The sequence below is a fragment of the Caenimonas terrae genome, assembly GCF_042655405.1.
Lineage (GTDB): Bacteria > Pseudomonadota > Gammaproteobacteria > Burkholderiales > Burkholderiaceae_C > Ramlibacter > Ramlibacter terrae_A.
Genome location: NZ_JBHSMF010000009.1, coordinates 778,823 through 802,665 on the forward strand (window position 1 = coordinate 778,823; position 23,843 = coordinate 802,665).

18 protein-coding genes are annotated in these 23,843 nt (G+C 72.2%); 12 read left to right on the forward strand and 6 right to left on the reverse strand.

The annotated features are described in order from the left end of the window. Positions 1–13: 13 nt before the first annotated feature. Together ACFPOE_RS17605 and ppsA are read left to right on the forward strand one after the other, a co-directional pair. Positions 14–535 (forward strand): flavodoxin, encoded by a 522-nt coding sequence (locus ACFPOE_RS17605; RefSeq protein ID WP_376851590.1) that lies wholly within the window; start codon positions 14–16, stop codon positions 533–535. A gap of 15 nt (positions 536–550) precedes the next feature. Further along, the gene (gene ppsA / locus ACFPOE_RS17610; RefSeq protein WP_376851591.1) at positions 551–2,974 is read left to right on the forward strand and encodes a phosphoenolpyruvate synthase; all 2,424 of its coding nucleotides are present in this window, start codon (positions 551–553) and stop codon (positions 2,972–2,974) included. Positions 2,975–2,992: 18 nt separating this feature from the next. Here ppsA and ACFPOE_RS17615 read toward each other — a convergent pair whose 3' ends face one another. Together ACFPOE_RS17615 and ACFPOE_RS17620 are read right to left on the reverse strand one after the other, a co-directional pair. Continuing rightward, complete coding sequence (locus tag ACFPOE_RS17615; RefSeq protein WP_376851592.1) at positions 2,993–5,410, reverse strand: EAL domain-containing protein; 2,418 nt, start codon at positions 5,408–5,410, stop codon at positions 2,993–2,995. A 180-nt stretch (positions 5,411–5,590) separates the two neighbouring features. Beyond that, positions 5,591–6,082, reverse strand: a complete 492-nt coding sequence (locus ACFPOE_RS17620; RefSeq protein WP_376851593.1) for a DUF3761 domain-containing protein — start codon at positions 6,080–6,082, stop codon at positions 5,591–5,593. Between the two features lie 295 nt (positions 6,083–6,377). On the opposite strand from ACFPOE_RS17620, the gene ACFPOE_RS17625 reads away from it, so the two are divergent. Beyond that, complete coding sequence (locus ACFPOE_RS17625; RefSeq protein WP_376851594.1) at positions 6,378–9,425, forward strand: two-partner secretion domain-containing protein; 3,048 nt, start codon at positions 6,378–6,380, stop codon at positions 9,423–9,425. Between the two features lie 16 nt (positions 9,426–9,441). Here the strand turns inward: ACFPOE_RS17625 and ACFPOE_RS17630 are convergent, their stop codons facing one another. Beyond that, on the reverse strand, positions 9,442–9,939 hold the full coding sequence (locus ACFPOE_RS17630; protein WP_376851595.1) for a hypothetical protein: 498 nt from the start codon (positions 9,937–9,939) through the stop codon (positions 9,442–9,444). A 199-nt stretch (positions 9,940–10,138) separates the two neighbouring features. Between ACFPOE_RS17630 and ACFPOE_RS17635 the strand changes: the two genes are divergently transcribed. The 3 genes from ACFPOE_RS17635 (at position 10,139) to ACFPOE_RS17645 (ending at position 13,499) form a co-directional block, all read left to right on the forward strand. Further along, positions 10,139–11,110, forward strand: a complete 972-nt coding sequence (locus ACFPOE_RS17635; protein WP_376851596.1) for an alpha/beta hydrolase family protein — start codon at positions 10,139–10,141, stop codon at positions 11,108–11,110. A gap of 118 nt (positions 11,111–11,228) precedes the next feature. Then, entirely contained in the window at positions 11,229–12,353 is a 1,125-nt protein-coding gene (locus tag ACFPOE_RS17640) for a WD40/YVTN/BNR-like repeat-containing protein (RefSeq protein ID WP_376851597.1), read from the forward strand. A gap of 318 nt (positions 12,354–12,671) precedes the next feature. Beyond that, a complete protein-coding gene (locus tag ACFPOE_RS17645) occupies positions 12,672–13,499 on the forward strand; it encodes a class I SAM-dependent methyltransferase (protein ID WP_376851923.1) in 828 nt (275 codons plus the stop codon). A 4-nt stretch (positions 13,500–13,503) separates the two neighbouring features. On the opposite strand, the gene ACFPOE_RS17650 is transcribed toward ACFPOE_RS17645, so the two are convergent. Next, on the reverse strand, positions 13,504–13,803 hold the full coding sequence (locus tag ACFPOE_RS17650) for an ElaB/YgaM/YqjD family protein (RefSeq protein WP_376851598.1): 300 nt from the start codon (positions 13,801–13,803) through the stop codon (positions 13,504–13,506). Positions 13,804–13,917: 114 nt separating this feature from the next. On the opposite strand from ACFPOE_RS17650, the gene ACFPOE_RS17655 reads away from it, so the two are divergent. The 3 genes from ACFPOE_RS17655 to ACFPOE_RS17665 all read left to right on the forward strand — a co-directional run bounded on the left by ACFPOE_RS17655 (position 13,918) and on the right by ACFPOE_RS17665 (position 16,674). Continuing rightward, positions 13,918–14,490, forward strand: a complete 573-nt coding sequence (locus ACFPOE_RS17655; RefSeq protein WP_376851599.1) for a hypothetical protein — start codon at positions 13,918–13,920, stop codon at positions 14,488–14,490. 88 nt (positions 14,491–14,578) lie between these two features. After that, positions 14,579–16,027: a PAS domain-containing sensor histidine kinase gene (locus ACFPOE_RS17660; protein ID WP_376851600.1), complete on the forward strand. Its 1,449-nt coding sequence runs from the start codon at positions 14,579–14,581 to the stop codon at positions 16,025–16,027. After that, on the forward strand, positions 16,024–16,674 hold the full coding sequence (locus ACFPOE_RS17665) for a response regulator (RefSeq protein WP_376851601.1): 651 nt from the start codon (positions 16,024–16,026) through the stop codon (positions 16,672–16,674). Before ACFPOE_RS17660 ends, ACFPOE_RS17665 begins: the two co-directional genes overlap by 4 nt. A 9-nt stretch (positions 16,675–16,683) precedes the next feature. On the opposite strand, the gene ACFPOE_RS17670 is transcribed toward ACFPOE_RS17665, so the two are convergent. Continuing rightward, the gene (locus ACFPOE_RS17670) at positions 16,684–17,127 is read right to left on the reverse strand and encodes a universal stress protein (protein ID WP_376851602.1); all 444 of its coding nucleotides are present in this window, start codon (positions 17,125–17,127) and stop codon (positions 16,684–16,686) included. A 144-nt stretch (positions 17,128–17,271) separates the two neighbouring features. Between ACFPOE_RS17670 and ACFPOE_RS17675 the strand changes: the two genes are divergently transcribed. Then, complete coding sequence (locus tag ACFPOE_RS17675; protein WP_376851603.1) at positions 17,272–18,135, forward strand: universal stress protein; 864 nt, start codon at positions 17,272–17,274, stop codon at positions 18,133–18,135. Beyond that, positions 18,132–20,681 (forward strand): cation-translocating P-type ATPase, encoded by a 2,550-nt coding sequence (locus ACFPOE_RS17680; protein ID WP_376851604.1) that lies wholly within the window; start codon positions 18,132–18,134, stop codon positions 20,679–20,681. Before ACFPOE_RS17675 ends, ACFPOE_RS17680 begins: the two co-directional genes overlap by 4 nt. On the opposite strand, the gene ACFPOE_RS17685 is transcribed toward ACFPOE_RS17680, so the two are convergent. After that, positions 20,641–21,066, reverse strand: a complete 426-nt coding sequence (locus tag ACFPOE_RS17685; protein ID WP_376851605.1) for a universal stress protein — start codon at positions 21,064–21,066, stop codon at positions 20,641–20,643. The genes ACFPOE_RS17680 and ACFPOE_RS17685 overlap by 41 nt on opposite strands. 104 nt (positions 21,067–21,170) lie before the next feature. Here ACFPOE_RS17685 and mgtA point away from each other — a divergent pair, with 104 nt between their 5' ends. Continuing rightward, entirely contained in the window at positions 21,171–23,780 is a 2,610-nt protein-coding gene (gene mgtA, locus ACFPOE_RS17690; RefSeq protein WP_376851606.1) for a magnesium-translocating P-type ATPase, read from the forward strand. The last annotated feature ends 63 nt before the right edge of the window (positions 23,781–23,843 follow it).

Sequence of the window (23,843 nt, forward strand, 5' to 3'; positions counted from 1 at the left end):
CTGAGGAGAGCCCATGGACAGCACCCTGGTCGTCTGCTACTCGTACACCGGCATATCGCGCCGCGCCGCCCGCCTGCTGTGCTCGCACCGCGGCTGGGCGCTGGGCGAGATCGCCGAGTCCGGCCCGCGCGGCACGCTGCGCTGCGTGCTGGACTCGCTGCTGCGGCGCCAGCCGGCAATCCACTACAACGGACCGGATCCCGGGTCCTTCCGCACGGTGGTGCTGATCGCGCCGATCTGGATGTACCGGCTGGCCGGCCCGATGCGCAGCTTCGTCGCCATCCACCGAGAACGGCTGCAGCGGGTCGCGGTGATCGCCACCATGAACGCGGCCGGCGCGTCCAACGCCTTCGCCGAGATCGCCCGCCTGCTGGGCCGCCCGCCGGTGCGCTGCATCGCGCTGCTGGCCCGCTCGATCGAGGACGGCAGCGGCACCGGCGAACTGCTGGACTTCGGCGCCGCTCTGGAGCCGGCGTCAATGCCGCCGCAGCCGGCCGGCGACGCGGCGCAAGCCCAACCGGCCCGCCAGGCCTGAGCCGCGGTGCTGCCCATGGCCGCGCCCGCCGCTGACCGCGCTGCGGTCGCCTGGTTCGACACCCTGGTCAACGCCGACGTGCCGCGGGTCGGCGGCAAGAACGCGTCGCTGGGCGAATTGATCCGCAACCTGGCCGCGCACGGCGTGCGGGTGCCGGACGGCTTCGCCACCACCGCCGACGCCTACCGCGCCTATGTCGAGGCCAACGGCATCGCCGCGCGGCTGCGGCCGCTGCTGGCCGCGCAGGCGCGCGGCCAGGCGACGCTGCAGGCCACCGGCGAAGCGGCGCGCCGGCTGTTCCTGGACGGCGAATTCCCGGCGCCGATCGCGGACGCCATCCGGCAGTCCTACCGCGAGCTGGCGCGGCGCTGCGGCGTGGAGCAAGTTGTCGTGGCGGTGCGCTCCAGCGCCACCGCCGAAGACCTGCCGGACGCCAGCTTTGCCGGCCAGCAGGAAAGCTTCCTGAACGTGCGCGGCGAGCGCGAGCTGCTGGACGCCTGCCGCCGCTGCTACGCCTCGCTGTTCACCGATCGCGCCATCGCCTACCGGCAGGCCCGCGGCTTCGACCACCTGGAAGTGGCGCTGTCGATCGGCGTGCAGCAGATGGTGCGCTCCGACCTGGCCGGCTCCGGCGTGATGTTCTCGATCGACACCGAGACCGGCTTCCCGCGGGTGGCCGTCATCAGCGCCGCCTGGGGCCTGGGCGAGACGGTGGTGCAGGGCACGGTCGATCCCGACAAGTACGTGGTGTTCAAGCCGCTGCTGGCCGACCCGCGGCTGGCGCCCATCATCGACAAGACGCTGGGCGGCAAGCAGGACAAGCTGGTGTACGCCAGCGGCGGCAGCGCCCGCACCGTGCTGATGCCGACCACGCGCGAGGAGCGGCAGGCCTTCGTGCTGTCGGATGCCGAGATCGTGCGGCTGGGGCGCTGGGCGGTGGCGGTGGAGTCGCACTACGGCCGGCCGATGGACATGGAGTGGGCCAAGGACGGCGAGACCGGCGAGCTGTACCTGGTGCAGGCGCGGCCCGAGACGGTGCAGTCGGCGCGCTCGGCCGGCGTGCTGACCAGCTTCCGGCTGAAGGCGCGCGGCCGGGCGCTGCTCACCGGCGCCGCCATCGGCGAGGCGATCGCCACCGGCACCGCCTGCGTGATCCGCAGCGCCGCCGACATCGCGCGCTTTCGCGACGGCGCCATCCTGGTCACGGCCACCACCGACCCGGACTGGGTGCCGGTGATGAAACGGGCCGCCGGCATCGTCACCGACCACGGCGGCACCACCAGCCATGCCGCGATCGTCAGCCGCGAGCTGGGCGTGCCGGCGGTGGTCGGCACCGGCCGCGCCACATCCACACTGCGCGATGGCGACGCCCTGACGCTGTCGTGCGCGCAGGGCGAGCAGGGCGTGGTCTACGAGGGCGTGCTGCCCTACGAGACGCAGCAGATCGACCTGGCGGCGATTCCGCAGACGCGCACCGACATCATGGTCAACATGGCCAGCCCCGGCGCGGCGCTGCGCTGGTGGCGGCTGCCGGCCAGGGGCGTCGGGCTGGCGCGGCTGGAGTTCATCGTCAGCAACGTGGTGCGGGCCCACCCGATGGCGCTGCTGCAGCCCGAGCGGGTGGCCGATCCGCAGCAGCGGCGCGAGCTGGAGCTGCTCTCGCGCGGCTACGCCGACGGCGCCGACTACTTCGTGCAGACAGTGGCGCGCGGGGTGGCCCGGCTGGCCGCGCCCTTCCATCCGCATCCTGTGATCGTGCGCCTGAGCGACTTCAAGACCAACGAATACGCCGGCCTGCTGGGCGGCGCGGCCTTCGAGCCGAAGGAAGAGAACCCGATGATCGGCTGGCGCGGCGCCTCGCGCTACTACGACCCGCGCTACCAGCCCGGCTTCGCGCTGGAGTGCCGGGCGCTGGCCCGGGTGCGCGAGCACATGGGCTTTGCCAACGTGGTGGTGATGATTCCGTTCTGCCGCACGCCGGACGAGGCCGACCGCGTGCTGGCGGTGATGGCGGTCAACGGCCTGCGCCGCGGCGAGAACGGCCTGCAGGTCTACATGATGTGCGAGATCCCGTCCAACGTGATCCTGGCCGAGCAGTTCGCGCGCCGCTTCGACGGCTTTTCCATCGGCTCCAACGACCTGACGCAGCTGGTGCTGGGCGTGGACCGCGACTCGGCCGACCTGGCGCGGCTGTTCGACGAGCGCAACGAGGCGGTCACCACCTTCATCGCGCTGGCGATCGAGCGGGCCCATGCGGCCGGCATCAAGATCGGCATCTGCGGCCAGGCGCCGAGCAACCACCCGGAGTTCGCGCGCTTCCTGGTGCGGCAGGGCATCGATTCGATCTCGCTCAATCCGGACAGCTTCATGGCGGCCGCGCGCGAGGTGGCGCGGGCCGAACAGGAAGCGGAAAGCGCGGGCCCGGCGCGAGCCGCGTGAGCGGGCCGGCGTGCTGCCCTAGCCGTCGATCAGGATGTCCATGGTCTGGACGTCGCCGGCCTGGATCCGCGTCAGCCATTCCAGCGCCATCCCGGGGACGGCACAGGCTTCCACCGGCCGCGAGATGAAATAACCCTGGGCCAGCTCGCAGCCGGTGCCGCGCACCAGGTCCCACTGGGCCTTGGTCTCGACGCCCTCGGCCACTGAGACCAGGTGCAGCACCTTGGCCACGCTGACGCTGGACTGCATGATCGCCATCGCCGAGGCGTTGGTCTGGGCCTCGGCGACGAAGGACTGGTCGATCTTCAGCTCGGTGAAGGCGATCCGCGCCAGCCGGTCCATCGACGAATAGCCGGTGCCGTAGTCGTCGATCGACAGGCCGAAGCCGTTGATCCGCAGCCTGGACAGGTTGGCCAGCACCGTCTTGAGCCCGGTCGCGTCGGTGGAGGATTCGGTCATCTCGATGGTCACCAGCGACGGGTCGACCCCGTGGTCCTTGACGATCCGCAGCACCCGCTGCGCGCAGTCGGGCTGCGACAGCGTCAGCACCGAGACGTTGATCGAGACGCCGTAGTCCAGCCCCAGGCTCTGCCACTGGCTGCAGGCCGCGACCGACTTGTCCAGCATCACGTAGGTGAGCTCGTCGATCAGGGCCGACTGTTCCATGACGCCGATGAAGGAGCCCGGCGAGATGATTCCCAGCCCCGGCCGGCGCCAGCGCGCCAGCGCCTCGTAGCCCTTGATGGTGCCGGTCTGCAGGCTGACCTTGGGCTGGAAGAAGGGCTCGAACTCGCGGTTGGCGAGCGCCTGTTGCAGTTCTTCCGCGGAGAACTGCTCGAAGGTGGCGACGCCCTTGCCGGGCGCCGGCTGCGGCGCGGCGGTGAAGGCGGCCAGCACCCGCGCCAGGTCGCGGCGCCGGACCGGCTTGGGCAGCACGCCCAGCAGCGCCAGGCCATGGGCCTGCGCCACCTTTTCCACGCCCTTCAGGACGGTGTTGTTGACCGCGCTCATCAGCACGATGGAGACGGCGGCGCGCGACTCCCCGAGCTGGCGGATGAACTCGATGCCGTCCATGCCCGGCATGTTCAGGTCGGTGATCACCACCTGCACCGGCCTGGCGGCGTTGGCCAGCTGCACCAGCGCGGAGTGGCCGTCATGGGCGAACAGCGGATGGCGGGCGCCCAGCTCCTGCAGCAGCACCAGCATCACCTCGCGCTGCAGGTCGTCGTCCTCCACCACCAGGATCGCCACGTCGCTCAGGTCCGGCGCCGGGGTGCTGGCCAGCAGGTTCAGCTGCGTGGTCTCCGCGTACGCGGGCGGCGTCACGTCGCCGTCGACCTGGGCGTTGAAGACCCGGCTCGCGTTGCGGCCCTGCTGCTTGCTGCGGTACATGGCGCGGTCGGCCTGGGTGATCGCCTCGTTGACCGAGATGCCGGGCGTGAGCCATGCCATGCCGGCCGAAAAGGTGATCGTCAGCGCGTCGGGCAGGCCGTCCACCCGCAGGCCGTTGACCTGCTCGCGCAGCCGCCGCAGCACCAGATCGGCGGCGGCCTCGTCGGTGGCCGGCAGCAGCAGCAGGAATTCCTCGCCGCCCCAGCGCGCGATCACGTCGCTGGTGCGCAGCGCGGCGGCGGCGCGGTCGGCGAAGGCCCGCAGCACCTGGTCGCCGACGTTGTGGCCGTAGCTGTCGTTGATGTTCTTGAAGAAGTCGATGTCGATCAGCACCAGGCACAGCGACTTGCCGACGCTCAGGTTGCGTTCCACCTCGTTGGCGATGATCTCCTTCATGTGGCGGCGGTTGGGCAGGTCCGTCAGTTCGTCCAGCGTCGCGATCAGGCTGATCTTGCCCAGAGCCAGCTGCATCTCCTCCTTCTGCTCGTGCAGCCGGGCACGCAGCTTCTGGAACTCGCCGGTGAGGAAGGCGGTGGCGGCCAGCATGCCGGCCAGGATGCCGAAGTGGAACAGCTCGTGGGCCGGAACGAAGACGGCCGGATTGCGCAGCGACAGCGCCAGCATGGCCAGCCCCAGGACCAGCGTCACGGCGACGGCCACCCGGGCCCCCTGCGGACGGGTCATCCCGAACGAGCAGAACATGACCGCCACGACCGGCAGGGGCAGCAGGGCGGCGCGTACCTCGGGAACGATCGCGTAGGCCGCGGCGACCGACAGGATCACCGGCCAGGCCTGCAGCCAGGCCAGCAGCCCGGGCTGCACGCCGCGGGCATAGCCGAAGCGCGCCAGCACGAAGGTGCCGGCCAGGCCGGCGGCCGACAGCGCGATCAGCACGGCCGCGGCCACTGCGTTTCCTTCGCCGCCGCGCACCACGGCGGCCAGGAGGCTCCACACCAGCAGGTGAAGCGCCGCGTTCACCAGCCAGTACTTCATCACCCGCCGCGGCTTTTCGCCCCGTCCGAACAGCCCCCTGGCATGCATCATCGATTCCTTGTTCTATGGCCGCAGACGCTGGGGCTACATTTGCTCACAATAGACACAAGTTGAATTGGCGACTGCGGGCCGTCACCGGTACTGGCTGTCGGACGTGGCCTACCTCAGCGGAGCGGACAAAAAAATGGCCAATCGCCTGCGCGACTGGCCAGTTCCCGGTCAAGCGGGATGTCAGGCGCCGCAGGTCTTCTTGTGGGACGCGCGGGCGCCATGGGCCTTGGCCTCCTGCTCGCTCATGTACTCGCCCTTCTTGGTGCGGCCGTAGTAGCGGTCGCCTTCGCAGTGGTAGACCTTGGAGGCTTCGTTCACCCAGACCTTGCCGGCCCCGCCGCCGGCGGCTGCCGGCAGGCTGGCGCGGTCGGGCGTGGCCTGCGCCCTGGGGGAGGCGGCCACGGCCGGCGGTGTTTCCTTGGTGCCGTTGGCAGCGGTCGGCTGCGGCTGGGCGCTGCCGGCCTTGGCCGCGGCGGTGCCGTACCAGTGCTTGACGCCCTTGTGCCCGCTGCACGAGCCGGACTTGCTTTGCGGGGCCGCGAAGCTGCCGTCCTTGCATTCGACGGTGGTGCCGGCGGGTGCGCCGGCCGGCACCGATTGCGCCATGGCCGTCGCCGAGAGCAGGGCCATGCCGGCAGCCAGCAGCAGTTGTTTGAACGAAAATGTCGTCATAAGTGGAATCCCGTGGGGTAGAAGAGGCAGTGCTGCGGCCGGATCGGCGCAGTGCCCGATCCTCGTCGCGATCCTGCGGTGGGCGCGTGGGCGGGCAGGAGCGGATGGCGTCAGGCAATGCGTGCAATGCACTGACCCGACCCTGACCCGGGCCAGGTCGCGGCGCTCCATGCCAACTTGTTCACGCTCCGCCGGCGCTGTAGGCCTTGTCCCACTGGGCTATAAGGAAGCGCCTGCACTAGGCTGTGACGAAACCCTGGACCATGAATCCAGATGTAAACAACGAGGCGGTGCCGTGGCCAATGACAGCAGAAACAGCAAGCAGCGCCGGCGCACCGCGCGGCAGGGGCAACCGCCGCTGCGTCCGCTGGCCATTGCGATGGCGTTGGCGCTGTGCTTTCCGCAGCAGGGCATGGCGCAGGCGGTCAACCCGCAGGCCATCCATGGTGCCGTCTCGGTGCTGCAGGACGGCACGCGCACGCTCATCACCACCCAGAACGGCCCCGGCACCAGCCACTCGGTGATCAACTGGCAGGCCTTCGGCGTGGCGCCCGGCACCAGCACCTGGTTCGCGCAGCCGGGCGCCGGCAGCACCTCGATCAACCGCGTCACCGGTCCCGACCCGTCGCTGATCCTGGGGCGGCTGGGGTCCAACGGAAAACTGGTGCTGGTGAATCCCGCGGGAATCGCCGTCGGCGCCGGTGCCGCAGTGGACACGGCCGGCTTCACGGCATCGACGCTGTCGATGTCGGCGGCGGATGCGACCGCCGGCCGCCTGCGCTTCGGCGGCGACGGCGCGGCCGCCGGCAAGCTGTCGGTACTGGGCAGCGTGGTGACCCGGCAGGGCGACGTGGTGCTGATCGCGCCGCAGATCGAGACCGGCGCCCGGGCGCTGGTGCAGGCGCAGGGCGGAGACACCATCCTGGCCGCCGGCCGTTCGGTGGAGCTGACCGGCCGCGGGCTGGAAGGCATCCACCTGCTGCTGCAGGCGCCGGCGGACAGCGCGGTCAACCTGGGCACGCTCAAGGGCGACTCGGTGGGCGTCTTCGCCGCCCAGCTGCGGCACAGCGGGCTGGTGCAGGCGCAGGGCGCCTCGGCCAGCGGCGGGCGGGTGGTGCTGCAGGCCGCCGGCGCGGCGCAGGTCGACGGCCGCATCCGCGCCAGCGCGCAGGCGCTGGGCGGCAGCGTCCACATCACCGCCGGCCAGCTGGCCCTGAAGGCGGCGGCCACGATCGACGCCAGCGGCCGGCGCGGCGGCGGCGAGATCCTGGTCGGCGGCGGTTTCCAGGGCAAGGACAGCCGCATCGCCAATGCGCAGGCGGTCGACGTCGAAGCCGGCGTGCGCCTGAAGGCGGACGCTACGCTGTCCGGTGCCGGCGGCACGGTGGTGGTCTGGAGCGACGGCAGCACCCGCTTTGCCGGCAGCCTGTCGGCCCGCGGCGCCGGCGGCGGCAACGGCGGCAACGCGGAGGTCTCCGGCAAGCAGCAGCTGCGCTTCCGCGGCCGCGCCGACCTGGGCTCCGATCTCGGCAAGACCGGCAACCTGCTGCTCGACCCGAGCGACATCACGATTGCAGGCGGATCTCCGCCGCCAGCGCCGTCACCGTCACCGTCACCGTCACCGTCACCGTCACCGTCGCCAGCACCTGCACCTGCACCTGCACCAGCAGCAGTCACGGTGTACCAGTCCGACCTCGAAGGCATGACGGCCAACGTCACGCTGCAGGCCACCAACTCGATCGGCGTCAGCGGTCCGTTCACCGGCAACCAGCTGACGATGCAGCCCAACAGCAACCTCAGGCTGGAACTGGTTGCCGGCACGGCCGGCGGCATCAACCTGGTCGGCATGCCGATCCGGGTGCAGGGCACGGGCCGGCTCGACGTTCTGACTGCCTCGGCGGGCCAGGACATCAGTGTCGATTCGATCCGCTCCGACGCCGGCGCGATCAACATCAACGCCGCGGCCGCCGCGGTCGCGCTCAACGGCGTGACGCTGCGCAGCGGCGGCGGGTCCATCACGGTCGCCGCGAACCCGTCCGGCGGCACCGGCATCAGCGCCACCGGCCTGACGGTGCAATCGGGCGGCAACGTCAGCCTGAGCTCCAGCCGCCCGGTGGTGATCAACGGCATCTCGGTGACCTCGTCCGGCGGAACGGTCAGCATCGGCTCCACCGCGGGCGCGCTGCAGCTGCAGGGCAACAGCTTGTTCGGCAGCAACGCCAGCGTGACGGGCACGTCGATCTCCAACAGCGGCGTGCTGGACGTGGCGTCCGGCACGACGCTCTCCACCGGCGGCGTGCCGATCACCAGCACCGGCACCGTCGCCGGCGCGGGCACGATCGACCTCGGCGGCGCCACGCTGAACAACTCGGGCGGCAGCATCAGCCCCGGCGGCGCCGGCGCGGTGGCGACGCTCACGCTGCTGGGCGACCTGAACCAGGGCGGCGGCGCCAGCATCGACATGGACGTGGCGAGCGCAACGAGCTACGACCGGCTGGTGGTCTCGGGCAACGCCAAGACCAACGACGGCCTGACGGTCACTGCGCTCGGCGGCTATGTGCCCGGCGCGACGGACAGCTACGCAATCATCCGGTCCGGCACGCGCAGCGGCACCTTCAACCGGGTGAGCGCGCCGGCCTTCCCCGGCTTCTCGCCGTACTACCTGGCCAACGGCGTCGATTTCGCGGCGGTGGCGCCGGCCGCTTCGCCTGCACCCACGCCGGCGCCGACCGCGGCGCCAACGCCGGCACCGACTCCGGCGCCCACTGCTGCCCCGACGCCGGCACCGACGGCAGCCCCAACGCCGGCTCCGACGCCGGCGCCGACCGCGGCCCCAACGCCTGCGCCGACGGCAGCCCCAACGCCCCCACCGACTCCGGCGCCCACTGCTGCGCCGACGCCGGCACCGACGCCGGCCCCGACTCCCGCACCGACGCCGGCACCCGCCGCCGCACCGACGCCGGCCCCGACTCCTGCACCAGCGCCTGCCCCCACGCCCGCCCCGGCGCCCGCGCCGACCGCGGCAGCGCCGCCGCCCGTCCCGCTGCCGGCCCCGACGCCAGCACCGGCTCCAGCACCGGCTCCAGCACCGGCACCCGCATCGGCGGGCCCGGCGCTGATCGACAGCCCGCTGGCGATCGCGGCGATCCAGGAACAGACCAGCGGCCTCGACTCATTCACCGCGCGGCCGCCGCTGCCATCGAGCCTGGCCGCTTCCCCGCGCGACAAGAAGGACGAGCCGGCGGCCGACGAGGGCGCCCAATGCGTCGCCGCGATCGGCGGCGGGGCCAGCACGCAGTTGCCGCTGGCGGTGATCCGGCCGCCGTTCGACTGGTGGCGCTGAAGCGCCGGCACAACGCTCAGAAGCGCATGTCGAACAGGCGGTCGCGCACCTCCATGCCCGGATGGGCGCGCCGCACGATGCCCTGCGGGTCGAGATAGACCCAATAGAACATGCTGGCGCCCTGCAGGTCGCGCCAGCGGTAGGTCATGATCGGGCCGTTCCAGCTGGCGACACCGTCGATGCTGGCCGGCGGGCCGAATTCGCGCTCCACGTCGGCGCGGCTCCACTGGCCCGGAACGATGCGGTTGAAATCGCCTTCGGTCAGGACCTGGCGCGCGCTCGTCACCCGGCCCGCGCCATCCAGGTCGACCATCCACGCGTACTGGCCGGCGGGCTGCAGCGAATACTGCAGCCGCTGGCCGCCGCCAGGCAATGGCAGCACGCGGCTCGGCTGGCCGGCGCGCGCCAGCACCTGCTCGCGCGGCGTTCCCGGCGCGATGGCGTCCACGGCGAAGCCCGACGCGCAGCCGGCGAGCGCGGCAGCGACCACCGCAATGCAAATGGATTTGAGCATCCCGTTTCGAGTGGCCGGACGGCGGCCGGTTCCCCGCGCCGCCGGTGCTTGTCGCGTCGAACGTGCCTGCATCTTCAACCGGCGACGTCTTCGTGCCGGCGCGCCTGCCGGGCGGCGCCGTCGCTTTTGCCGTCGATCACAATCGGGCGTTTCGATCTCAGCCGGCGGCGCGCCGGACAACCAACGAGGGAGTCGAGCGATGACCATGTCCAGGGCCTGCCTTGCAGGCGCCACCGTCGTGCTTGGGTGGATGCTGTGCGCCGGCACCGCGTTCGCGGCCGGCATCCAGTCGCTGGCGGTTCCCGCCGCCGGCGCTTCGCCTGCGCTGTCGGGCGCGGTCTGGTATCCCTGCGCGCTGGCGCCGACCGAACTCCAGCTGGGCCCGTTTCGCATCTCCGCGGTCAAGGACTGCCCGCTGGCAGGACGCCGCTTGCCGCTGATCGTCATCTCGCACGGCATGGCGGGCAGCTTCCTGGGCCACCGCGATACTGCCCAGGCGCTGGCGGACGCGGGCTTCATCGTCGCGGCGATCTCGCATCCGGGCGACAGCGCGCAGGACAGCAGTTCCACCGACGAACTCTCGGTGTTCGTGCGGCGGCCCGAGGACATCAGGCGGGTGGTGGACCACCTGCTCGGCGCGGCGCCCTTCGCGTCGGCCATCGACCCGGACCGCATCGGCTTGTTCGGATTTTCGCGCGGCGGCTACACCGGCCTGGTGCTGGCGGGTGCCGTCCCCGTGTTCGGGCGCCACGCCGCCATGTGCGAGGGACGCACCGACGACCTGTGCGCGGCGGTCCGCAGCGGACAGCTGGCCCCGCCGGTGCAGGACGGCCGCATCAGGGCAGCCGTCATCGCCGACCCGCTGGCGCTGTTCTTCGGCGCGGAGTCGTTTGGCGCGGTCGGCATTCCGATCCAGCTGTGGCGCTCCGAATTCGGCGGCCAGGGCGTGACGCCCGCCGGCGTCGGCGCGGTGGCCGCCGCGCTGCCGGCGCGGCCGGCCATCCACACCGTTGCCGGCGCCGGCCACTTCGCCTTCCTGCCGCCTTGCCCGCCGCAGTTCGCGCAGGCGCTCCCCGAGCTTTGCCAGGACCGGCCGGGCTTCGACCGCAAGGCGTTCCACGACGACTTCAACGCGCAGGTGGTCGACTTCTTTCGCCGCAGCATGCCTTGAGCGCACACGGGGCGCGCGCCGCCCGTTGAGAAAGATCAAGGCCGGCTCCAGCGGCGCTGCTCTACTTCGATTGGGTATCTGCCAGACGGCTGGCGGTCCTGTTCCAAAGGAGAAGAACATGAGTTGGAGTGCGCAAACGAGCGGAACCATCGTGGACCTCAACGGCGTCAGCTTCGTCGATGCCAAGCACGGCTGGGCCGTGGGCGACGGCGGCATGGTGCTGCGGACGGAAGATGGCGGCAAGGCCTGGGGCACGCAGCCCAGCGGCACAACGCAGGGCCTGCTCGGCGTCTGCTTTGCCGGCCCGGGCTTCGGCTGCGCGGTGGGCTACAACGGGACGATCCTCACCACCGGCACCGGCGGGCAGAGCTGGCGCGTCACCCAGCACATCCGCAACGGCAACCGGGAGAACCTGTTCGACGTGCATTTCGTCGATCCGGTCCACGGCTGGGCCGGCGGTGCGCATGGCACGCTGATCGCCACCGCCGACGGCGGCGCGACCTGGCAGGACCTGAGCTGCCCGATCGGCCAGCAGGTGGCGGCGATCCATTTCGTGGACGCCTCGCACGGCTGGGCGGCCGGCGCCGACGGAGCGATCTGCGCGACCACCGACGGCGGACTGACCTGGACGGCGCAGCAGAGCGGCACCATCCAGGCCATCACCGGCATCCGCTTCTCCGACCGGCAGCGCGGCTTCGCCTGCGACCTGGGCGGCGCGGTCTTGTCGACGGTCGACGGCGGCAAGAAGTGGCAGCGCTGCCATTCGCCCTCGGCGTCGCAGACGCTGCTGGCGCTGGACCTGTTCGGCGCCCAGGGCTGCTGCGCGGTCGGCTCGACCGGGCTGCTGCTGACCACCGCCGACAACGGCACCAGCTGGCGCACCGACAGCACCGGCTCGGCGGCGCGGCTGCAGGCGGTGGACTTTCTCAATGCCGCGCATGGCTGGGTGGTGGGTGCGGGCGGCACCATCATGTGTTTCGAGCAGCGCGCCTCGGTGGACGTGCCGTCCTGGACCCATGAAGTGGCGATCGATCCGGTCGCGCTGGTGCTGCCCAACGGCATCTACGTCAAGTGGGTGGAAGGCCACCATCCGCACACGCCCGAGCATCTGGAACGCTTCCTGCACGGACTGCGTCCGGCAGAACTGCGGGTCATCTCGGCGCGGGCGGCGGAACTGCGCCAGCTGTCGACGCAGGTCGAGCGCGTCGCCTCGCAGGCCGCCGGCAAGGGCCAGCCCGCATAGCGGCGCGCGTCGCCGCCGGCCGGGGAACGCCCCCGCGAGGCGGCGACAGCGGTGCGCCTCAGTGCGGCAGCACGGCACCGGCGAGCAGCACTCGCTGTGCGCGGCCGGCGCGTCGGTCTGGATCCTGGTGGCCCTGTCTTCCTCGATGATGGTGCGCAGCCGCGAGACCTGCTCGATGTCTCCATGGGCGACGCAACCAGGGTCTTGCGTTGCGTCAGACCCCGCCGCAGCCGGCCGCCCGGGGCATACTGGCGGCGCGCAATGACCAGGGTCGGCGCCGATGGCGCCTTGTGCGGCCTGCGGGCCATGGAGGAGCGGATGACACCACCAGCAGCGGCTTCCAGCGACGACAGCAGGTTCGCGGGCTCGATCCCGCAGCTCTACGAGCGCTACATGGTCCCCCTGATCTTCGAGCCGTATGCGGCGGACCTGGGCCGCCAGGTGGCCGCCTTGCGGCCCGGCTCGGTGCTGGAACTGGCCGCCGGCACCGGGGTGGTGACTCGACACCTCGCGCAGCAGCTCGCGCCCGAAGTCTCGATCGTCGCCACCGACCTGAACCAGCCGATGCTGGACGTCGCAGCGCAGGTCGGCACCGCCAGGCCGGTGCGGTGGCAGCAGGCGGACGCGATGCAGCTGCCGTTCCCCGACCGCTCCTTCGACGTGGTGGTCTGCCAGTTCGGCGTGATGTTCTTTCCGGACAAGGCGAAGGCCTTCGCGCAGGCCAGGCGCGTGCTGCGCCCGGGCGGCCAGCTGGTGTTCAACGTCTGGGACCGCATCGAGGAGAACGACATGATCCTGACCGTGTGCGAAGCGCTGGACCGGCTGTTCCCCGATGCGCCGCCGCGCTTCATGCACCGCGGCCCGCACGGCTACGCCGACCGCAACCAGATTGCGGACGACCTGGCGCGCGGCGGCCTGTCACGCCGCGACATCGCCGTGGTGGCGCACCGCAGCCGGGCACCTTCGCCGCGCGAGCCGGCGCTGGCGTATTGCCAGGGCTCGCCGCTGCGCGCCGAGATCGAGGCGCAGGGTCCGTCGGCGCTGGCCGATGCGACGGAGGCTGCCATCGCGGCGCTGGCCGGACGCTTCGGCCCCGGGCCGATCGAAGGCCGGATCCAGGCCCTGGTGGCGATCGCGCAGGCCTGAGCCGCTAGCGCCTGCTGGCCAGCCAGCCGGCCAGCAAGCCGACGCCCGCGGCGATGGCGATCGCCTGCCAGGCGTTGTCGTGCACATAGCGCGCGGCAGCCTGGCGCGCGTGCGACAGGCTGCCCAGTTCGGCGCGTGCCTGCCGCAGGCTTTTCTCGAGCCGCTCGCGCGCTTCCCGGTAGGCGTCGTCGGCGTCGCGCACGCCCTGGCGCAGCAGGGCCTCGGCGTCGTCGGCCACCGTCTGGAAATTGCGGGCCAGCCGGTCCTGGCCCTGGTAGACCTTGCGCATCACGCTGTCGTTCATGGTGTTCTCCTGCCCTGCCGACATCAGAAGGGATGGCCAAGTCTGGCGCTCACGGCGGCACGGTGCCTTGCGCTGGATCAACGCGCCCGCTCCCGAAAAGGCCAGACTGTCGCCATGCGTGTCGAGCTCCGCCTGCTGCTCCCTTTGTGCCTGGCCCTGTCCGGCTGCACCTCGCTGCTGCCGCGCGGCAGCAGCGAGGCGCCGTCCACCTTCGAGAGCTTCGCCCAGGCCCAGGCGGCGGCCGAACGGATCGTGCCGTTCCAGACCCGCAGCTCGCAGCTCAAGGAGCTCGGCTTCGACCCGCAGGAAGGGCGCAACGTCACGCTGATTCCGTACCCCGACATCGTCGGGCGGCTGGCGCCGCATCCCGGCGTTCCCTTCGATTCGCTCGACCCGGGCATCCGCAAGTGCATCGTGGCGCAGTCCGAGTGCAGGGCCTTCCTGTTCCACTTCGAGCGCCAGGACCGGCGCCGCGAGGACGGCTTCTGGCTGGACTTCTTCAACATCCGCCGGATCACCAACGTGCAGGGCTGGTGGTTCGAGGCGCTGGTGGTGGTGAGCAAGGATGAAGTGCTGTTCCGCAATTTTGCCGGACAGGCCCACACCGACAGGGTGGAGCGGCAGCTCAACCCGCTGGGCCCGCTGCAGCCGGCGGGCGAGTCGGCCGGCACGCTGCTGCTGCGCTGACGCGCAACCGCTTGTTGCAGCGCTTGCGGGCTGGGGGCTTGCGAATCGACCCCATGGATGACCTGATGCGTGTGCTGTAATTCGCGCAATGGCATCCCAGTCTTCATCGTTTCCGGACAACTCGGCCGCCCTGCTGGCGGGCCTGCTGGACTCGGCGATGGACGCCATCATCACGACCGACACGGAGCAGAACATCATCCTGTACAACCGCGCCGCCGAGAAGATCTTCGGCTGGCCCGCCTCCGAGGTGATGGGGCAGCCGATCACCAAGCTCATTCCCAAACGCTTCCACCGCAGCCACGCCGAGCACGTCAGGCGCTTCGGCGCCACCGGCGTCACCTCGCGGCGCATGGGCGGCAGCGCGGTGGTCTACGGCGTCCGCGCCAGCGGCGAGGAGTTCCGGGTGGACGCCTCGATTTCCCAGCTGGACACGCCGCAGGGCAAGCTGTACACGGTGATCCTGCGCGACGTCACCGAGCGGGTCAATTCGGAGGAGCAACAGGCCCGCATGGCCGCGCGCCTGTCGGGGCTGCTCGACTCGGCCATGGACGGCATCATCACCGTCGACGCGGCCCAGCACATCGTGCTGTACAACCGGGCGGCCGAGAAGATCTTCGGCTGGCCGGCCGCCGCCGTGCTGGGGCAGCCGATGTCGCGGCTGCTGCCGGAACGTTTCCGGACCAGCCATGCCGAGCACGTCAGGCAGTTCGGCGCCACCGGCGTCACCTCGCGCCGCATGGGCGACGGCACCGTGATCTACGGCCGCCGCGCCGGCGGCGAGGAGTTCCCGCTGGACGCCTCGATCTCCCAGCTGGACACGCCCGAAGGCAAGCTGTACACCGTGATCCTGCGCGACGTCACCGAGCGGGTGCGCGCGCAGGAGGACCTGGCCGCCTTCGCCGCCGAGGCCAGCGCCATCCGCGAGCAGGAAAAGAGCCGCATCGCGCGCGAGCTGCATGACGAGCTGGCGCAGTCGCTCACCGCGCTGAAGATGGAGACCTCGTGGGTGCGCGACAACTTCGCGCGGGCGCCGGAGGTGGCGAGCAGCAAGCTGGCCGAGATGCTGGGACTGCTGGACGGCACCGTGGCGGCCACCCGGCGCATCGCCGCCGACCTGCGGCCGCTGCTGCTGGACGACCTGGGGCTGGTGCCGGCGATCGAATGGCTGGCGCAGAACTTCGCGGTGCGCACCGGCATCTCCTGCGGCCTGAGCCTGCAGGACGGGCTGGAGCTGGACGAGCCGTACGCGACGGCGGTGTTCCGCATCGTCCAGGAATCGCTGGCCAACGTCGCCAAGCACGCCGGCGCGACCCAGGTGGAGGTGTCCGTCGCGCGCCATGCGGGCGAGGTGGTGCTGGCGGTGCAGGACAACGGCGACGGCTTCGAGCCGGGGGCGCCGCGCAAGCCCAATTCGCTGGGCCTGGTCGGCCTGCGCGAGCGGGCCCAGCTGCTCAAGGGCATCCTGCAGGTTGCCAGCGCGCCGGGCCAGGGCACGCGGGTGGAAGCGCGCATCCCGGTGCTGGAGCAGGCAGCATGATCCGCATCGTGATCGCCGACGACCACGCGATCGTGCGCGAGGGCCTCAAGCGGATCGTCGCCGAGGCCGGCGAATTCACGGTGGTGGGCGAGGCGGCGGACGGCAACGAGGTGCTGCGGCTGGCGCGCGAGCGCGAGTTCGAGGTGCTGGTGCTGGACCTGTCGATGCCCGGGCGCAGCGGCATGGAGCTGATCAAGCTGGTGCGCGCGGAGAAGAACGCGCCGCGCATCCTGGTGCTGAGCATGCACCAGGAGCTGCAGTACGCGGTGCGCGCCATCAAGTCGGGCGCGAGCGGCTACCTCACCAAGGAAAGCGCGCCGTCGCAGCTGGTGCAGGCGATCCGCAAGATCGCCGGCGGCGGCGCCTTCATCAGCGCCGAGGTCGCCGAGCAGCTGGCGCTGGGCGCGATGCCCGGCGGCGACCGCGCCGGCGCCCCGCACGAGTCGCTGTCGGACCGCGAGTTCGAGGTGTTCCGGCTGATCGCGGCCGGCGTCTCGGTCACCGACATCGCCGCCCAGCTGCACCTGTCGGTCAAGACGGTCAGCACCCACAAGGCCAACCTGATGCAGAAGATGGGCCTGTCCAACCAGAGCGAGCTGATCCGCTACGCGCTGCAGCACGGACTGACGGACCCGCTGTCCTCCTGAGCGCGGCGCTCAGCGCAGCACCAGCACCGGCACCTCGCCGTGGGTGAGGACATGCTGGGTCTCGCTGCCCAGCAGCACCCGGGCGACGCCCTTGCGTCCGTGCGAGGCCATCACCACCAGGTCGCATTCGTTCTTCTTGGCCGCTGCCAGGATGGAGTCGGCCACCAGGTCCGACTGCATGACGACCGCGCGGGCCTGCACGCCGGCCACGCGCGCCGCCGCTGCCACCGCATCCACTGCGGCCTGGCCCTTGTCGGCCCATTCCTTCTCGGTGCGCGCCACCTCCTCGCGCGGCAGCCCGATATCGCCGTCGAAGAAGCTCACCGGATAGCGCGGCGCCACATACAGCGCCACCAGTTCGCTGCCCAGCCGGGCCGCCAGCGTGATCGCGGTGCGCACGGCCTTGCCGGACAGCTCCGAGCCGTCGGTGGGAACGAGGATGCGTTGGTACATGGTGGTCTCCTTGGATGGGCCAGCTTAGGCGGCCGGTCGCCGGCGCGGCTTGACGCACGTCAACCGCGCCGCTTGATCCGCATCAAGCCGGCGGCCGGGTGCGGTGGCTAAGGTAGCTGCATCCCAACGCCCGAAGGTGCTGCCATGAACGCCTCCCTCACCCAGCTGCTGGTCCACGTCGATGCGTCGGAGCGCTGCGAGCAGCGGCTGGACCTGGCCCGCCAGCTGTCGATCCGCCATGGCGCCGCGCTGGCCGCGCTCTATGCAGTCACGCCCAGCTACATCGCGCTGCCGACCACGCCGGAGGTCGGCCCCGAGCTGGCCGCCGCCATGCTGGCCATCGACGACCGCAAGCGCCAGCTGGCCCGGCAGCGCTTCGAGGCGGCGATGGCGGGATCGCAGGAGTCGCGCCCGGCCGCGACCTGGAGCGAGATCACCGAACCGCCGGTGATCGGCGCGTTCGCCCAGCAGGCCCTGTATGCCGACCTGCTGGTGCTGGGGCAGCACGACCCGGACGATCCGGCGGCGTCGGACCTGCCGTCCGATTTCGCCGAAGCCGTGGTCGCGGTCAGCGGCAAGCCGGCGCTGGTCGTGCCCTACGCCGGACGCTTCGCATCGGCCGGCGAGCGGGTGGTGATCGCCTGGAAGGAAACGCGCGAAGCCGCCCGCGCCGTCGCCGCGGCGATCCCGCTGCTGCAGAAGGCCGCGCGGGTGCACGTGGTCAGCTGGCAGGAGGCCGACCAGGAGTCGGGCGAGCCTTGCGTGCGCGGTCCCCGGCTGGACCTGGAGCGCTACCTGCAGCGGCACGGGGTGCGGGCGAATTGGCACAACTACGGCGAAGAACCTGAACGGCTGGGCGACCAGTTGCTGTCGCGGGTGTGCGACCTGGAGGCCGACCTGCTGGTGATGGGCTGCTATGGCCACAGCCGCGCGCGCGAGTGGGTGCTGGGCGGCTCCACGCGGACCGTGCTGCGCAGCATGACGCTGCCGGTGCTGATGGTGCATTGACCGCCGGGGCCGACACCAGCGCGGCGCCGGCCGGACTGAGCGCCGCCCAAGCCGCGCTTCGCCTGGCGCAGGACGGCCCGAACAGCCTGCCGGGCAGCGAGCCGCGGCCGCTGTGGCGCATCGCGTTGGGCGTGCTGCTCGAACCGATGTTCCTGATGCTGCTGGTGGCTGGCGGCCTGTACCTGGCGCTGGGCAGCGCGGCCGAGGCCACCTTCCTGCTGGTGTCGGTGTTCGCCGTGATCGCGCTGGCGCTGGCGCAGGAGCGCAAGACCCAGCGCGCCCTCGAAGCCCTGCGCGACCTGTCGGCCCCGCGCGCGCTGGTGCTGCGCGACGGCCAGGAGCTGCGCATCGCCAGCCGCGAAGTGGTGCGCGGCGACCTGCTGGTGCTGCATGAAGGCGACCGCATCGCCGCCGACGCAGTGCTGCTGGAAGGCGAACTGAGCGCCGACGAATCGCTGCTCACCGGCGAGGCGGCCACGCAAGACAAGCTGCCGGGCCAGCCGGCGCAGGAGGCGGCGCGGCCGGGGGCGGACGCCCATTCGGCGCTGTTCGCCAGCACCGTGGTCACCGCCGGCCGCGGCCTGGCGCTGGTGCAGGCCACCGGCGAGCGGACCGCGGTCGGACGGATCGGGCTGGCGCTGGCGGCGACCGTGCAGCCGGCGTCGCAGCTGCAGCGGTCCTCGCGCCGGGTGGTGCGGGTGATGGCCGGCGGCGGGCTGGCGCTGGCGGCGCTGCTGGTGCTGACGGCCTGGCTGTGGGACGGCCGCCCGGCGCTGGACAGCCTGCTGCTGGGGATCGCGCTGGCGATGGCCATCCTGCCCGAGGAGATCCCGGTGGTGCTGACGGTGTTCCTGGCGCTGGGCGCCTGGCGGCTGTCGCGCCAGCACGTGCTGACCCGGCGGGTGCAGGCGGTCGAGGCGCTCGGCGCGATCACCGTGCTGGCGGTGGACAAGACCGGCACGCTGACGCTCAACCGGATGCAGGTGGCCGAACTGCGCGCCGGCCCGCATGCCTTCCGCGAACAGGACGGCGGCGAGCTGCCGGAACCACTGCATGAACTGGCGGAGCTGGCGGCGCTGGCCACCCCGGCCGATCCCTTCGACCCGATGGAAAAAGCGATCCACGCGTTCGCGCAGCGCCGGCTGCCGGGAACCGGCCGGCTGCATGCGGACTGGACCGCGCAGCAGCTCTATCCGCTGTCGCGCGAGCTGCTGGCCATGACGCACGTGTTCGCGCCGCCCGGTGCGGCGCGGGTGGTCGCCACCAAGGGCGCGCCCGAGGCCATCGCCGCCCTGTGCCGGCTCGAGGGCGCGCAGCTGGAGGCGGTGCGGGCCCAGGTGCAGGAGATGGCGCAGCACGGCCTGCGGGTGCTGGGCGTGGCACGCGGCGAGTGGGACGGCCCCGAGCTGCCGGCCGGCCAGCACGAATTCCACCTGCGCTTCCTCGGGCTGGTGGCGCTGGCCGATCCGCCGCGGCCGGAGGTGCCGGCCGCCATCGCCGCCTGCCGCCGCGCCGGCATCCGGGTGCTGATGATGACCGGCGACCATCCGGCCACCGCGCGGGCCATCGCGCAGCGGGTCGGGCTGGGCGAGGGCGCCGGCCTGCTGACCGGCCAGGAGATCGACGCGCTGGACGATGCCGCCCTGGCGCAGCGGCTGGTTGGCGTGGCGATCTGCGCGCGGCTGGCGCCCGAGCACAAGCTGCGGCTGGTGCGGGCGCTGCAGGCGGCCGGGGAGACGGTGGGCATGACCGGCGACGGCGTCAACGACGCCCCGGCGCTCAAGGCCGCCGACGTCGGCGTCGCCATGGGCCAGCGCGGCACCGACGTCGCCCGCGAGGCGGCCGACCTGGTGCTGCTGGACGACAGCTTCGCCAGCATCGTGGTGGCGGTGCGCCAGGGCCGCCACATCGACGACAACATCGCGGCGGCGCTGCGCTTCATCTTCGCGGTCCACGTGCCGGTGATCGCGCTGGCGCTGCTGCCGGTGCTGCTGCACTGGCCGGCGCTGCTGCTGCCGGCGCAGATCGTGCTGCTGGAGCTGGTGATCGACCCGGCCTGCGCGCTGCTGTTCGAGGCCGAGCCGCCGGCGCCCGACCTGATGGAGCGGCCGCCGCGCGCCGGCGACCAGTCGCCCTTCGCCGGCGCCAACCTGGCCTGGGGCCTGCTCGAAGGCGTGGGACTGGCGGCAGTGCTGGCGGCCGGCTGCGCCTGGCTGGTGGCGCAGCACTGGGCCGACGCGCAGGTGCGCAGCACCGCGTTCGTCGCGCTGGTGGGCGGCCTGTTCCTGCTGATGCTGGCGCGCCGGCCGGGCGCCTCGCAGGCCCGCAACACCTGGTTCGCGCCGCTGCTGGCGGCGGTCGTCGCGGTGCTGGTGCTGGTGCTGGGCGTGCCGCTGCTGCGCGAGCTGCTGGGATTCGCGCCGCCGTCATGGCCTTCGGCCGCGGCGGCGGGTGCGATGCTGGCTGCGATCGGGCTCTGGCTGCTGGCGCTGCGGCGCCTGGACTTCAGCGGACCACCAGCACGGGCACCGGCGCGGCCCGGATGATCTGGCCGGCGCCGCTGCCCAGCGGCGTGTCGCCGGCGCCCTGGCGGCCGTGGCTGCCCACCACCACCAGGTCGGCGCCCCAGCTGCGCGCCGCATTGGCGACGATGTCGCCCAGCCGTTCGCCGAAGCTGTGGAACAGCATCTTGTCGGCGTCGATGCCGGCCGCCGCCGCGGTGGCCATGGCGCGGCCGACCACGCGGGCCGCCGCTTCCTGCCCGATTCCCAGCACTTCGTCGGAGTCGCTGCCGCCGACGTGCAGCATCTCGGCGGCCACGTGCAGCACGCGCACGCGCCCGCCATGCTCGCGGGCGACCGCAAGGGCGGCGTCCAGCGCCTTGTCCGAAGGCGCGCTGCCGTCGACCGCGACCAGGATCCGCTTGAACATCTCCCGCCTTCCGCTCCGTTGAACGTGCAGTGTGGCGGCGGCCGCGGCCGCCGGTGTTGATCCCGGTCAAGCGATGCCGACGGGGCGGCGCTTAAGGTGCCCGGATGAAAGCTCCGTCGCTGCGGCACGACCATGCGGCCAACGATGCGGCGCCGGCGCCGTGGTGGTGCGAGGGCGTGCCCGCGCTGCTGGCGCAGCTGCACGCCACCGAAGCCGGCCTGGCGCAGGCGGACGCCGCCGAGCGCCTGCGCAGCGGCGGCGACAACCGGCTGGCGCCGCCGCCGCGGGCGCGCCTGTTCGTCGAGATCGGCCGGCGCCTGCGCAATCCGCTGGTGCTGGTGCTGCTGGCAGCCGGCGCGGTCTCGGCGCTCACCGGCGAGGGCACCAGCGCCTGGATCATCGGCGCCGTGATCCTCCTGAGCCTGTTGCTGGACCAGGCGCAGCAGCAGCGCGCGCTGGCCGCCGCCGGCCGGCTGGTGGACACGGTGTCGCTGCGCACCACGGCGCTGCGCGACGGCGCGGCGCGCGAGGTGGAGATCGCGGCGCTGGTGCCGGGCGACGTGGTGCGGCTGGCCGCCGGTTCGCTGGTGCCGGCCGACGGCGTGCTGCTGCGGGCCGAGGACCTGTTCGTGCAGCAGTCGGCGCTGACCGGCGAATCATTCCCGGTGGAAAAGAAGGCCGGCGCGCCGGCGGCGGGGCCGGCGCTGGACCAGGCCGGCGGGGCGCTGTTCCGCGGCACCAGCGTGATCTCGGGCACCGCCAGCCTGCTGGTGTGCCGCACCGGAGCGCACACCCAGATCGGCGCCATCTCCGGGCTGCTGGACGCCCGGCGGCCGGACCTGGCGTTCGAGAACGACCTGCGGCAGTTCGGCAATTTCATCCTGCGGCTCACCTTCGCGCTGGTGCTGCTGGTGCTGCTGGCCAGCGGGCTGGCGCACCGCGCCTGGCTGGAGTCCTTCATGTTCGCGGTGGCGCTGGCGGTGGGCCTGACGCCGGAGCTGCTGCCGATGGTGGTGACGGTCAGCCTGTCGCGCGGGGCGCTGCGGCTGGCGCGCGCGCAGGTGATCGTCAAGCGGCTGTCGGCCATCCACAACCTGGGCTCGATGGACGTGCTGTGCACCGACAAGACCGGCACCCTGACCGAGGCGAAGATCGAATTAGTGCGCCACGTCGACATCGCCGGCGTCGACAGTCCGGCCGCCCTGGAGGCGGTGTACCTGAACAGCCACTTCGAGTCCGGCATCCGCACGCCGCTGGAGGACGCGGTGCTGGCCCACGGCGGCGTCGACGTCGCGCCCTGGCGCAAGATCGACGAGGTGCCGTTCGACTTCGAGCGGCGGCGGCTGTCGGTGCTGCTGGAGCGCGGCGGCGAGCGGCGGCTGATCGTCAAGGGCGCGCCGGCCGACGTGCTGGCCCATTGCGACCGCTTCCAGCAGGGCGAGGGCTTCGCCGCCTGGACCGCTGAGGCCCGGGACCAGGCCCAGGCGACACTGGTGGCGCTGGAGTCCGACGGCTTCCGGGTGCTGGGCGTGGCCTGGAAGGCGGTGCCGTCCACGCTGGAGGACGCGCAGCTGCAGGACGAGAACGAGCTGGTGTTCGCCGGCTTTGCCGCCTTCCTCGATCCGCCCAAGGCCGACGCCCGCGCCGCGCTCGAGGCGCTGCGGGCGCAGGGGGTGCACGTGAAGGTGCTCACCGGCGACAGCGAGCTGGTCACCCGCCACGTCTGCGAGGCGCTCGGCCTGCCGGTGGCCGGCGTGCTGCTGGGCGCCGAGATCGCGACGCTGGACGACCGCGCGCTGGCGCAGCGCGCGCGCCGGGCCAACCTGTTCTGCCGGGTCGACCCGATCCAGAAGAACCGCGTCATCCGGGCCCTGCGCGCCCGCGGCCACGTGGTGGGCTACCTGGGCGACGGCATCAACGACGCGCCGGCGCTGCACAGCGCCGACATCGGCATCTCGGTGGACACCGGCGCCGACAGCGCCCGCGCCGCCGCCGACGTGATCCTGCTGCGGCACAGCCTGGACGTGCTGTCGCAGGCGGTGGCCGAGGGCCGGCGCACTTTCGCCAACACCCGCAAGTACATCCTGCTGGGCACCAGCTCGAACTTCGGCAACATGGCCAGCATGGCGGCGGCGGCCGTCTTCCTGCCGTTCCTGCCGATGCTGCCGGTGCAGATCCTGCTGAACAACCTGCTGTACGACACCGCCTCGGTGGCGCTGCCGCTGGACCGGGTGGAGCCGGCCGACGTCGCCGCCCCGCAGCACTGGGACATGCCGCAGCTGCGCCGCTTCATGTTCGTGATCGGGCCGGTCAGCTCGCTGTTCGACCTGGGCACCTTCTACCTGCTGCTGGTGGTGCTGGGGGCGTCGGCGGCGCAGTTCCAGTCCGGCTGGTTCGTCGAGTCATTGGCCACCCAGGTGCTGGCGATCTTCGTGATCCGCACCCGCGGGCCGGCGCTGGCCGGCCGCCCGCACCGGGCCCTGGTGCTGGCCGCCGCGGCGGTGCTCGCCGTGGCCGCGGCGCTGCCGTTCACCCCGCTGGGCGGGCTGTTCGGGCTGGTGGCGCTGCCGCTGCCGTTCTACGGCGCGCTGCTGGGGATGACCCTGTGCTACCTGCTGCTGCTGGAGGCGGTCAAGCGGCTGTTCTACCGCGCCCGCCGCGCCGGCGCCGCTCGGAAAATTCCGAGGCACCCCCGGCGTCCGCGAAGGGCCTGAACCGGAGTTGTCCGAAGCCGCGATTCAGCCGGCGCCGATGCCCGCGCCGGCGGTTTGCAGCCA

Excerpts from the sequence above, each read along its gene's own strand:
- ACFPOE_RS17630 (WP_376851595.1), bottom strand. The coding sequence starts at position 9,939 with ATGCTCAAATCCATTTGCATTGCGGTGGTCGCTGCCGCGCTCGCCGGC.
- ACFPOE_RS17650 (WP_376851598.1), bottom strand. The coding sequence starts at position 13,803 with ATGAACGACAGCGTGATGCGCAAGGTCTACCAGGGCCAGGACCGGCTG.
- ACFPOE_RS17675 (WP_376851603.1), top strand. The coding sequence starts at position 17,272 with ATGAACGCCTCCCTCACCCAGCTGCTGGTCCACGTCGATGCGTCGGAG.
- ACFPOE_RS17665 (WP_376851601.1), top strand. The coding sequence starts at position 16,024 with ATGATCCGCATCGTGATCGCCGACGACCACGCGATCGTGCGCGAGGGC.
- ACFPOE_RS17645 (WP_376851923.1), top strand. The coding sequence starts at position 12,672 with ATGACACCACCAGCAGCGGCTTCCAGCGACGACAGCAGGTTCGCGGGC.
- mgtA (WP_376851606.1), top strand. The coding sequence starts at position 21,171 with ATGAAAGCTCCGTCGCTGCGGCACGACCATGCGGCCAACGATGCGGCG.
- ACFPOE_RS17615 (WP_376851592.1), bottom strand. The coding sequence starts at position 5,410 with ATGATGCATGCCAGGGGGCTGTTCGGACGGGGCGAAAAGCCGCGGCGG.
- ACFPOE_RS17655 (WP_376851599.1), top strand. The coding sequence starts at position 13,918 with ATGCGTGTCGAGCTCCGCCTGCTGCTCCCTTTGTGCCTGGCCCTGTCC.
- ppsA (WP_376851591.1), top strand. The coding sequence starts at position 551 with ATGGCCGCGCCCGCCGCTGACCGCGCTGCGGTCGCCTGGTTCGACACC.
- ACFPOE_RS17660 (WP_376851600.1), top strand. The coding sequence starts at position 14,579 with ATGGCATCCCAGTCTTCATCGTTTCCGGACAACTCGGCCGCCCTGCTG.
- ACFPOE_RS17620 (WP_376851593.1), bottom strand. The coding sequence starts at position 6,082 with ATGACGACATTTTCGTTCAAACAACTGCTGCTGGCTGCCGGCATGGCC.
- ACFPOE_RS17635 (WP_376851596.1), top strand. The coding sequence starts at position 10,139 with ATGACCATGTCCAGGGCCTGCCTTGCAGGCGCCACCGTCGTGCTTGGG.
- ACFPOE_RS17605 (WP_376851590.1), top strand. The coding sequence starts at position 14 with ATGGACAGCACCCTGGTCGTCTGCTACTCGTACACCGGCATATCGCGC.
- ACFPOE_RS17685 (WP_376851605.1), bottom strand. The coding sequence starts at position 21,066 with ATGTTCAAGCGGATCCTGGTCGCGGTCGACGGCAGCGCGCCTTCGGAC.
- ACFPOE_RS17640 (WP_376851597.1), top strand. The coding sequence starts at position 11,229 with ATGAGTTGGAGTGCGCAAACGAGCGGAACCATCGTGGACCTCAACGGC.
- ACFPOE_RS17670 (WP_376851602.1), bottom strand. The coding sequence starts at position 17,127 with ATGTACCAACGCATCCTCGTTCCCACCGACGGCTCGGAGCTGTCCGGC.